Below are 10,616 nucleotides of genomic sequence, written 5' to 3' on the forward strand. Positions count from 1 at the left end.
TCAGATGTTTATAAGAGACAGGGGTGGGACGATGGGCGGCGTGTCTGCTGTCCGTCGGTTACCTGTGGTGGCGGATCTGACGTGGGTGACGGCGGGCGCGATGACCGCCAACGTCGCCGGGTACCTGCTGCAGCTACTGGCCGGGCGCTGGCTGGGCGTCACCGGATACAGCGAGTTCGCGAGTCTGCTCGCGGTGCAACTGCTGTGCGCGGTGCCCGCCCTGGCGCTACAGAACGTGGTCGCGCGGGAACTGGTGCGCGGCGCGGGGACAGCGGCGCTGCGCGGCCTCCAGTGGCGGTGCGCGGTGATCGTGGCCGCGGTGGCGGCGGTGCTGGTGCCGCTGGTCGCCGTCGCGCTGCACGTCGGGGTGGCCGCCACGGCCGCGGCGCTGGGCGCGGCGCCCGCGCTGGTGCTGTTGTCCGGCGAGCAAGGAGTGTTGCAGGGCAGTAAGCGGTTTCGCGCGTTGGGCGTGGTGCTCGGCGCGGCGGGCATCGCACGGGTCACGCCCGCGCTGGTGGTTCTCGCGCTGGGCGGCGGCGCGACGCTCGCGCTGTGGGCGGCGGCCTGCGGAATCGCGGCGGCGGCGCTGCTGGCCAGGATCGTCGCCGGTGCGCCGTCCCCGCGCGCCCGCGCCGACACCGAGCCGGGCGCGATCGCCGCCCCCGGCGTGCTGCCGGTGCTGCGGGCCGCGCAGGTGCAAGCGGCGCTGATGGCCCTGTCGTCGGCCGATCTGATCGTGGTCCGGGTCGTGCTCGACGACGTGGACGCCAGCCGCTACGCCCTCGGCACCATCGCCGCCAAGATCGCCTTCTGGCTGCCCCAGGCGGTCGGAGTGGTGCTCTATCCGCGGATGGCGCAGCCGACGCACTCGGCGAGCGCGATCCGGGCGGCACTGGCGGTGCTCAGCGGTATCGGCCTCATCGCGGTGCTCGGGGCCGCGCTCGCCGCGCCGGTCGCTCCGGTGCTGGCCGGTGCGGACTACGCGCCGATCCAGGGGCTGCTGTGGGTTTTCGCGTTGCACGGTGCGCTGCTGGCGGTGCTACAAGGCGCGGTGCTCTCGGCTATCGCCGTCGATCGCACGTCCCTGGCGCTGGTCACCTGGCTGGGGCTGGCCGTCGAAGTCACGCTGATGTTGTCGCTGGCCCGCTCGATCCCGGCGCTGATCACCACGGCCGTGTCGGTCGCGGCCGTCACCACCGTCCTGGTGGCCGTCATCGTCCTGCGGGCGGCCGATCACTCGACGCGGCCTGAGCCGTTGCGTCCGGTCGGTTGACCACGCGGCCCGAGCCGTTGTCTCCGGTCGGCTGACCCGCATTGCCTGGAATCGTCGCATGGTCACCGATGCGCACCCCGGCCCAGCGGACGATCTCGACGCGGTCCGAGGGTTCTTCCGTGACGTCCCGCGCCGACCGAACTTCGACACAGCCGGCTACCCGGCGGCTGCCGACGAGCAAGAGCCCCACAACGAATTCGGCTCCCCAGCCGGAGGGCGGGGGAGCCGAATTCGCGGGCGCTCAGCCGGTCAGGGCTGTTTGTTGATTCGAATCTGTTCGGTGGGCGCGTCGTCGGCGCCGCGAGTGCCGCGCGGGGCCGCGCCGGACGGAGCCGGGCCGCTCGGACGCTGGCCCGGAGTGCCGCCCGCACGCGCGGGCGTCGGAGCCGAGCCGCCCCGGATACCGAGGACCACACCGGCGATCAGCGCGATCACGCCGAGGACACCGAGGATGATCGGCATGACCCGGCCGTACAGCGACAGCTTGTCGATGTTCTCCTTGGCCACCGCGAGCTGCGACTCGATCGTGTTCTCGTCGAACACCAGGTGCGACTTCAGCGCGGTGACCTCGGGCTTGTCCGCTGTGCGCGAGTAGTAGAGGTGCAGCGCCTCGCCACCCTTGACCACCGTGCCGGTCTCCGGCTCCACCCACAGGTCGCGGGTGTTGGTGTAGTAGCGGGTCATGGTCACCGGGGCCTCGCCGCCCTCGACGCCCCACTTGGCGGCGGGCAGGCTCAGCCGGTTGGTCGGCGCCTGCACGACGTCCCACAGGCTGGTGGCCGGGACCGACATCTGGAAGTGGTAGACCTTCGTGTTGTTGATCTCGGTCTCTTCGACGAAGTTGGCGTCGAAGGACTTGCGGACGTTGAGATCGAAGTAAGGGTAGGTCTTCTTCTCGGTGCCGATCGGGAACCGGTACTGCAGGCCGGTGTGCTGCACGGGCTCGGCGATGCTCTGTCCCTCCAGGGTCGCCGACACCGCGATCGAGCCGTTGGGCTCGGTCGATACCGGCTCGCCGGTCACCCGGTCGATGGTCACCCGGTCGATGCTCGCGGTGAGCAGGCCGGTGTCGCCCTGCTTGTCGATGCGCCGCAGCGTCTGGCCCGCCTGCACCGTCATCTGCTCGGCGTCGGCCGGGTCCTCGACGGTGAGGAACCGCTGGGAGACCAGGGGGACGTTGGTGTCGACCTTGGCCGAGCCTTCCGGCGCGGTCAGCGACTTGGAGTCGAGCACGAGGCTGTCCTCACCCGGCACGTTCGTCGCGATCGTGGTGATCTCCAGATCGAGGGGAGTTTTCGCCAGCTTGTCGACGGTGTAGGTCGGGATCATGATTGCGGCGACGATCAGCAACGCGCCGAGACCCACGAGCAGGCAGGCCACCGTCCTTCTGGTACCGGCACTCAGTGCCATGCAAACTCTCCTCGTCGTAGAACACAGGTCGCTTCCGCTGAGCACTGCGGGCGGGCCGCGGCACTCGTGAGCCCCGACACTAACAGTCCGATCACGTACCATGCGGCGTCGAGGCCGGAAACGGCCGAGAAATCGCCCGAGTCTAACGCGAAATCTGAAACGTCGGGTTATCAACTGTGGATTCGCACGGCAGACTGGAGTCCGATGACCGCCACCCTGCCCACCGCCGCGCCCGCGAGAGAACGGGTGCGCCCGCGCGCGTTCGTGCCCGCGCTGGAAGGCATGCGCGGGATGGCCGCGCTCGGCGTGCTGCTGACCCACGTCGCCTTCCAAACCGGGGCCTCGGGCACGCCGGTCATCGGCCGGGTCTGGGGGCGGTTCGACATGGCGGTGGCGGTGTTCTTCGCCCTCTCCGGGTTCTTGCTCTGGCGCCCGCACGCCGCCGCCGCGCGCGGCCTCGACGCCGCCCCGTCCGTGGGCTACTACCTGCGGCATCGTGCGGCTCGGATCCTGCCCGCGTACTGGGTCGTGGTGTGCGCGGTCCTGGTGCTGCTGCCCAGCGCCGCCGGAACCGCGGGCCTGCGGGTCTGGGTGTCGAACCTGGCACTGCTGCAGGTGTACGTGCCGCTGACGCTCACCGACGGCCTCACCCAGATGTGGAGTCTCTCGGTGGAGGTGGCCTTCTATCTGGTGCTGCCGTTGCTGGCGTTCGCGCTGGTGCGCCTGCGCGGCCCGGCGGCACGCCTGCGGGTGCCGGTGCTGCTCGCACTGGCCGTCGTCAGTCTGGGTTGGAATCTCCTTCCGGTGCCCACCCCCGACGCGATCCACGCGGACAACTGGCTGCCGGGTTATCTGCCCTGGTTCGCCGCGGGCATGCTCCTCGCGGAACTCGCCGAACATAGCGTTCGGCTATCACGCTGGTGGAAGATCGGCGCGAATCAGCCGCTGATGTGGACCGTCGCCACCGCCGCGTTCCTGCTCGCGGCGACCGATCTCGCGGGTCCCGCCGGGCTCACCCGGGCCGAGCCCTGGCAGTACGTGGTGAAGATGGCCTCGGGCGCGGTCATCGGGTTCGCCTTGCTCGCGCCGCTGGTGCTGCGTGACCCGGCGGCGCGCGGGCACCGCTGGCTGGAGTCCCCGGTGGCCGCGACGCTCGGACGCTGGTCCTACGGCATCTTCATCTGGCACCTCGCGGTGCTCACGATCGTGTTCCCGGTGTTCGGCATCCTGCCCTTCCAGGGGGACTTCGGCTACGTCCTGGTGCTCACGATCGCCATCACCCTCCCGGTCGCCGCGGCCAGCTACGCCCTGGTGGAGGAGCCGGTGCGGCGCTGGGTCCGCAGCCGGGACCGGGTGCGGCGAACTCCCGAACCCGAACCCGAACCCGCGCCCTGACCGGCGGCCCGTGCGCGGTCAGCCGTCGAGTTGCCGGTGCATGTCCAGCAGGTGGTGGCGCAGCTCGTGCAGGGTGTGCACCGCGAGCCAGCGCAGGGAACGATCCGCCGGCTCGGGATAGGGGAAGCCGAGGGTCCGCTCCCAATCGTCGTCGCCGAGTCGCTCGAGCACGTTCGCGAACAGCAGGGCGGCGTCGCGGATCTGCCGGGCCACGTCCGCGGGGTTCTGCTGGGCGTAGCCGTCGTGCTCGACTCGCTCGTCCCGGCCCATCGCGGTAGCGGGCGGGTTGTCCGACCGGCGGGCCGCCAGGACGCGTTCGCGCTGCGCCAGCAGCACATCCCGCACATGGCAGGCGTATTCCAGCGGCGACCACACGTCGGGCTTGCCGCGCTGTCGTAACTTGCCGCCGTCGGCGCCGAGCAGGTCGGCGTATTCCACTGCGTGCTCCCGCGCCAGCGACGGCACGTCGGCCGCCGAAGCCAAGTCGTAGACGAAACCGCATTCGGCACAGGTGTTCACGCGTGGTCACGTTAGCAACGAGTGCTATTGCGGCGCACGGCGAATCGGGGTCTTATCGCGCGCCGAGCGCTGGTCCGACGGCGTCGGCTGGTGCGGTCAGTGCTCGACGGTCGGGGAACCCGGATCGTCCGACCGGATCGCGCGCGACCGTTCGGCGTGCCGCGGCAGCGCCGCGATACCCACTGCGATGATCGCGAGCAGCGCGGGCAGCTGCACCGAAACGGACCCGCCCATATAGCCCTCGGCCGAGCGCCATGGGCCAGTGGACAGCGCGGCGGCGGAGAGCATGGTGCCGACGCCCGCCACGACGACCAGCACGCGCGGTGTGAGGTATGGCGTGAAACGGACGGCCGCCAAGGCGATCACTGTCGCGCCCGCGCCCACCGGACCCGCGATCACCGTGGCCGCACCGGTGAGCCCTACGGCGCCCATCCAGCGGCGACCCCAGGTGCGGGGCGCGTCACCGCGTGAATCCGACCGCTCGGCGGGCACGCCACCCGCCTCCGCGCGGGTGGTATCCCGCCGCGCGCGACGGGGAACCGCCAGGACGGCGAGCGGCACGAGCAGCAGCAGCCCGCCGAAGATGCCGAGGCGGTACCAGCGGTCGACCGGGAAGGCGACCGTCACCGGGCCGGTGACGTTCGACGGCAGCAGCCAGGCCTGCTGCCAGCCGTCGACCACCACCGGTTCGAGCACCTGCCCGTCCGCGCTCGTCGCGCGCCATCCGACGTTGGTGCTCAGTGGCAGCACGAGCAGCCGGGCGCCCGCGTGCGAGCCGGCGGGAGCTTCCGTCCCGGTGCGGTGCAACCGGAGCCGATCCACGAAGAAGAGGTCGGTCGGCCCGACCGCCACATCGGTCCGGCCCTGCGGCAGCGCGAGTTCGCCCGGTGCGCCGGACTCCGGTTCGGGCGCGTCGTCGGCGCAAACCCGGGCGGGAACGGGTGCGCCGGAGCGCAACTCGCCGACGGTGGCGGTCACCGTGGTGCGCAGCGTCCGTCCACCCGCGTCGATCGTCGGCCCCAGCGCGCACGGGACGGTGATCGCACGGTCCAGCGGTGCGGCCGCGGGATAGTCCGGCCCCAGCACCGTCACCTCGGCCAACCCGGAGGGCTGGGTCTGCGCGAAGCCGAGCGCGGTCTGGTCCAGTACCGGCCGCCAGGTCCGCAAGCTGAGCTCGATCCGGTCGGTGACGGTGGGGTGCAGGGAGATCCGCGTCGGCGTGCCCGGTTCCTCGTCGTCCAGCTCACGAACCTGCGGGCCGTCTCCGAGATTCACCGTCACCGAGGTGGGCGCTGCGGGCAGGCCGCCGAGCGAAGGGGTCAGCTCGAGGCCGGTCACCAGCGTGGGTTCGGGCAGTTCGATGGTGAGCGTCGGCCTGCCGCCGGTGGTCTCGCGCACCGAGTCCTCCGGCGCGGTCCAGCTCGTACGCGGATCGCCGTCGGTAGCGGCGAAAGCGGCCCCGCGCAGGTCGCCCACGTCGGCCTTGCCCCGCGCGACGGGGCGCGCGCCGTCGGTGAGCAGCGCCTCCAAAGCCGGACCCTGCCTGGTGCGCACGGTCAGCTCCGGAGCGACCGACATCGGTTCACGGACCGTCAGGGTGCGCTGGAACGTTCCCGGTTCCTCGGGCGCCAAGGCAAGCCCCTTGCTGCACCGCACCCGATCGGGCGCGTCGAAACACGCGCTGCGGCCGGGGAATTCCTGGCCGAGATCCCACCCACGCACGTACGCGCCGGCCGGAGCGGGCGGTACCACGGTGCGGTGCAGGATTTCCACGCGGACCGGCGCGTTACGCTGCGAATAGTCGTCCAGCCGCAGTTCGCTGATGCCGAATTGCCCGCCTCCGGAGCCGTTCTCGGTGCGGATGGCGGTGATGGTGAGCCATTCGGTGCGCCCGGCGGGCAGTGAAAGGGAGACCTGCGCACCGGGTTCGGACACCCGGACCGAGACGGTGCCGTTGGCGGTGCGCACTTCGATCCACTTGACCGGGTCGCCGATGGCGGCCGCGCTGGTGGTGAGGTTCAGTTGCCCGGTCTGGATGGGGCGGTCGAGATCGAGCCGGAGCCACTGCCCGAGGGCGCGTTCGGTGCCGTTGCTGATCCACGCGGTGGCCGGATCGCCGTCGACGACGGCCGCGGTGGAGCTTCCCGGCGCCGCGCCGCCGAGCTGGGTGGCGTCGGCGGCCGAACTCGACGCGGTGATGGTGGCGCCGGACCATTCACCGCGCACCAGCTCGGCGCCGGGCACCGGGTAGTCGGGCACCAGGTTGTGCGTGCGGCGGGCGTCGTCGGGTGCGCGCAGCGCCGAGTTGTGGTTGTCCACCCGGCCGAAATCGGCCTCGCGATCCATCGGCGTGTCGGTGATGGTCACCGGGCCGACCGGCAACCCTGCCCCGGCCGCGTCGGCGGCGAGCAAAGTGGGGCTCCGGGTGGCGTCCGGGTCGCGGTGCATCCGCTCGAGCACCTCGGGTCCGCCCTGGACGACGGGGACATCCGCGAGCGGAACGGTGTACGCACCGGGGAACGACTCCGGCGCGCCGGTGCCGCCGCGCACCTCGACGGGGGCGCCCGGCTTCGGCGCGTCCACCCGGTAGATCTCGACCGCCGGGTACGGCGGGCGCAGGTCACCGTCGGCCACCAGGCCGTCGGCGATCACCAGCGATTCGATCGGTTTGCCGAATTCGGCAACCTTGCGCAGGCCCGGCGAGTCGTCGAGCGCTTGGTGGGCCAGCATCGGCCTGGTCGAGCGGGAGGTCTCCGGATCGAGGTCGTTGCGCAGGACGACGACCCCGATGCCCTGGGCGGTCAGCGTCGCGGCCAGCCCCGCCGATGGCCTGCCGTCGGCGATGAGCCGCTGCACCGAATCCATCGCGCGAATGGTTCCGGGCGGGTTCAGCGGCACCGCGTCCCGGATCGCCCACGGGGTCTCGGCCAGCGCTTGCAGTGGTTCGTCGCGCGTGAGTCCCCAGACCTGGCTGCCGAAGGGCGCGCCGGGCACCACCAAGGCGCGCGTGTCGGAGGCGTTGTCCTTCAGCCAGTCCGCGGTCTGCTGCCAGTATTCGGGCACGCGGTCGTAGGCGCCGCGCGGCGCGAGTTTCCCGGTCCAGGCCAGCGAGGTGGACAGCGCCAGCGCGGTGAGGACCAGCGCCGCCACCGCGACCGCGCGGTCGCGTTCCGGGTGCGCGAACGCGCCACGCCACACCCGCAGCGGAGCGGAGGCGGGCAGCGGGACCCGGGCGAGCAGCTGGGCCAGCCCGAGCACGAGCGGTAGGCGGATCAGCGGCTCCAGCTTGTGCACATTGCGCAGCGGAGCGCCGCCGGAGTCCAGGAAGACGCGCACCGACTCCGCGAACGGCCCGCTCAGTTCGCCGACGAACCCCGCGCAGATGCCGACCAGCCCGACGCACAGGATCAGCACGAGCCTGCCCCGATACGGCATGGACCGCAGCGCCAGGCCCGCCATGCCCGCCGCCGCGACCAGGCCCGTCGCGAGGACCGCCGCGGGCTGGGTCACCAGCACCGCGCCCGCGATGCGTTCCGGCGAGACGAACGGCGTCCAGCTGTCGGTGCCGCGCAGCACTTCGCCCAACGAGGCCCACTGCGTCGTCACGCCCGATGACTCGATGTAGTCCAGGAACGGCGGGCTCACCTTGCCCAGCAGCAGCAGCGGCACCGCCCACCAGAACGTGGCGAGCACCAGCAGCGGAATCCACGCCGCCGTGAACCGCCACCAGCGCGGGTTCGGCCGGTAGGAGATCCACCACAGCAGCGCGGGCAGGAAGGCGGCCACCGTGGCGACCGCGTTGACCGAACCCATCAGCGCCAGCGCCAGCGCGCTGCCCGCGGGCGAGGCCGCCGCGCCGCGCCGCCGGTTACGCTGCGCGACGCCGAGCGCGGCGGGCGCGAGCAGCACCCACGGCGCCAGCATCATCGGCAAGGTCTCCGAGGAGATCGAGCCGACGGTGGTCAGGACGCGCGGCGACAGCGCGAACGCGAGCGCGGCGACCACACGCGACCCGCGCGTGCCGATGCCGAGCGCCTCGCACAGGCGGACGATCCCCCAGAATCCGGCGAGCAGCAGCAGCGCCCACCAGATCCGCTGAGTCACCCAGGCGGGCACGCCCAGCACATGGCCGAGTGAGAAGAACGCGCCGTGCGGGAAGAAGTATCCGTAGGCCTGGTTCTGCACCTGGCCCATCGGCGCCTGGCTGCTCCACAGATGGCTCGCGCGTTCGAGGAAGCCGAGCGGATTCTGCGCCAGGTCGTATTTCGTGTCGGCGACCGTGAGTCCGGGCGCCTGCGCGAAGGTCAGCAGGAACGCCGCGACAACCGTCGCGGCGAACCAGCGTCTGCCCAATGGCGCGGTGCTGCTCTGCCCCGGCGCCGTTGGGTATCCGAGCGAGTCGGCGGGTGAAGCGGAGGTCAGCGGGTCAGCGGCTGCCGTACTCAACGTTGTTCAGCAGCGAGGAGTCTTTGTCACCGCTGCGGTCGATGTCCGGGCGCGAGTTCTGCTGAACCGCGATGGTGATGAGGAAGACACCGAGCACACCCAGCACGGCGCCCGCGACAGCACTCGCAACACCCGGGACAGCAAACTTCATCGCGGCACTCCAATACGTCGATGCAGGCACGTTCCCGGCCAACCTAGCAGGACGTCCGGTATTTGTATGCGTTCAGGCCGTGGAATCCCCGCCGACTTTCTCCGGCAGGTCCGCCGCGAGCCTGCTCCGCGACGCCTCGGCGTGAGGTCCGAGACGGTCGGACGGGCGCGTCAGCGGGTGGGAAGGGCGCAGTGCAGCGCGCCGAGCAGGGTGCGCAGCTTCGCGGTGGTCTCGTCCAGCTCGGCCTGCGGGTCGGAGGCCGCGACGATACCGCCGCCCGCGTACGCCCGCACCGTCCGACCGTCGGCCGCGAGTTCCGCGCAGCGGATCGCGACCACCCAGGCGCCGTCGCCGTCGGCGTCGCACCAGCCGACGGCGCCGCCGTAGAACCCGCGGTCGTCCTCGATGTGCGCGATGGCGTCCAGTGCCAGATCGGTGGGTGTCCCGCAGACCGCGGGCGTCGGGTGCAGCAGCAGCGCCAGATCGAGAGCGGTGATCGTGCGGTCGCGCAGGCGCCCCCGGATCGGCGTCGCCAGGTGCCACACCTCGGGGGTGCTGATCAGCTCCGGGCTCGCGGGGATGGACAGCTCGGCGCACACCGGCCCGAGCCGCTCCCGGATCCAGTCGATGACGAAGGCGTGCTCGGCGCGGTTCTTGGTGCTGGACAGCAGTTCCCGGGCCTGCGCGGCATCGGCGTCCGGGTCGGCCAGGCGCGGTAGGGTGCCCGCCAGCGGTCGCAGCGTCACGACTTCGCCCTGCCGGTCGACCAGCACCTCCGGCGACGCGCCCACCAGGGTCGCGCCGGCGCGACCCGCGGGTGTGAGGTCGACGGCGAAGACGTTCGCGTGCGGATGCCTGGTCAGCAGGTGTCCGGCGACGACCTCCGCGTCCAGCGCGGACCGCGCCTCGGCCAGCACCGAACGCGCCGCGACCACTTTGCGCAGCGGTTGCGCGGGATCGTTGAGCTGCTCGACCAGTTTCGTCACGCGCGCGACATGCTCTGCCGGGCTGGGTATCTCGGTCACCACGCGCACCGCGGGCAGGTCGGGCAGCGCGGCGGGCCGCCACGGACCGGCGGTGTACTCGGCGCGCTCCGGCACACACAGCGCGGCGGGCTCGCGCGGATCGAACGGCAGCGCGCCGACGACCAGTTCGACGCGACCCGCGCGCAGCGCGACCCCCGCTTCTCGCGCGTCGTCGAAGCGGACGCGGCTCCCATGACCCCGAACAACCCCGTCGGCCCGAGCAAGCAGGAACCCATCCATGACCCCAACCTAGCTGTACTGCCCAGGGAGGTTGGTCAATCGGCTGATGGGGGTCTTCTTACCGATGGCGGAGTGTTGCCGGTGGTGATTGTAGGCGTGGAGCCAGGCCGGTAGGGCGGCTCGTCTGGCTTGTTCGGACTGGTAGTGGCGGGCAAAG

General features: G+C 71.8%; 8 protein-coding genes. 2 read left to right on the plus strand and 6 right to left on the minus strand.

Translation table 11 applies throughout. The features are described 5' to 3' along the window. Positions 1 to 31 precede the first annotated feature (31 nt). Complete coding sequence (locus tag HOV91_RS36855) at positions 32 to 1,273, plus strand: polysaccharide biosynthesis protein (RefSeq protein ID WP_246351485.1); 1,242 nt, start codon at positions 32 to 34, stop codon at positions 1,271 to 1,273. A 249-nt stretch (positions 1,274 to 1,522) separates the two neighbouring features. Here the strand turns inward: HOV91_RS36855 and pgfA are convergent, their stop codons facing one another. Next, positions 1,523 to 2,683 carry a cell envelope lipid trafficking protein PgfA gene (gene pgfA / locus HOV91_RS36860; protein ID WP_174189832.1) on the minus strand — a complete coding sequence of 387 codons (1,161 nt, stop codon included), beginning with the start codon at positions 2,681 to 2,683 and terminating at the stop codon, positions 1,523 to 1,525. A gap of 204 nt (positions 2,684 to 2,887) precedes the next feature. Here pgfA and HOV91_RS36865 point away from each other — a divergent pair, with 204 nt between their 5' ends. Beyond that, entirely contained in the window at positions 2,888 to 4,078 is a 1,191-nt protein-coding gene (locus tag HOV91_RS36865) for an acyltransferase family protein (protein WP_174189833.1), read from the plus strand. An 18-nt stretch (positions 4,079 to 4,096) separates the two neighbouring features. Here HOV91_RS36865 and HOV91_RS36870 read toward each other — a convergent pair whose 3' ends face one another. The 5 genes from HOV91_RS36870 to HOV91_RS36890 form a co-directional block, all read right to left on the minus strand. Continuing rightward, complete coding sequence (locus HOV91_RS36870) at positions 4,097 to 4,597, minus strand: DinB family protein (protein ID WP_174189834.1); 501 nt, start codon at positions 4,595 to 4,597, stop codon at positions 4,097 to 4,099. Positions 4,598 to 4,693: 96 nt separating this feature from the next. Beyond that, a complete protein-coding gene (locus HOV91_RS36875) occupies positions 4,694 to 8,950 on the minus strand; it encodes an alpha-(1->3)-arabinofuranosyltransferase (protein ID WP_174189835.1) in 4,257 nt (1,418 codons plus the stop codon). 73 nt (positions 8,951 to 9,023) lie between these two features. Next, a complete protein-coding gene (locus HOV91_RS36880; protein ID WP_174189836.1) occupies positions 9,024 to 9,194 on the minus strand; it encodes a DUF2613 domain-containing protein in 171 nt (56 codons plus the stop codon). 170 nt (positions 9,195 to 9,364) lie between these two features. Beyond that, complete coding sequence (locus HOV91_RS36885) at positions 9,365 to 10,459, minus strand: isochorismate synthase (protein WP_174189837.1); 1,095 nt, start codon at positions 10,457 to 10,459, stop codon at positions 9,365 to 9,367. A 9-nt stretch (positions 10,460 to 10,468) separates the two neighbouring features. Beyond that, positions 10,469 to 10,616: integrase core domain-containing protein (locus HOV91_RS36890; RefSeq protein ID WP_174189838.1), on the minus strand; the 148-nt coding region annotated here is incomplete at its 5' end.

Source organism: Nocardia barduliensis (assembly GCF_013315795.1).
Lineage (GTDB): Bacteria > Actinomycetota > Actinomycetes > Mycobacteriales > Mycobacteriaceae > Nocardia > Nocardia barduliensis.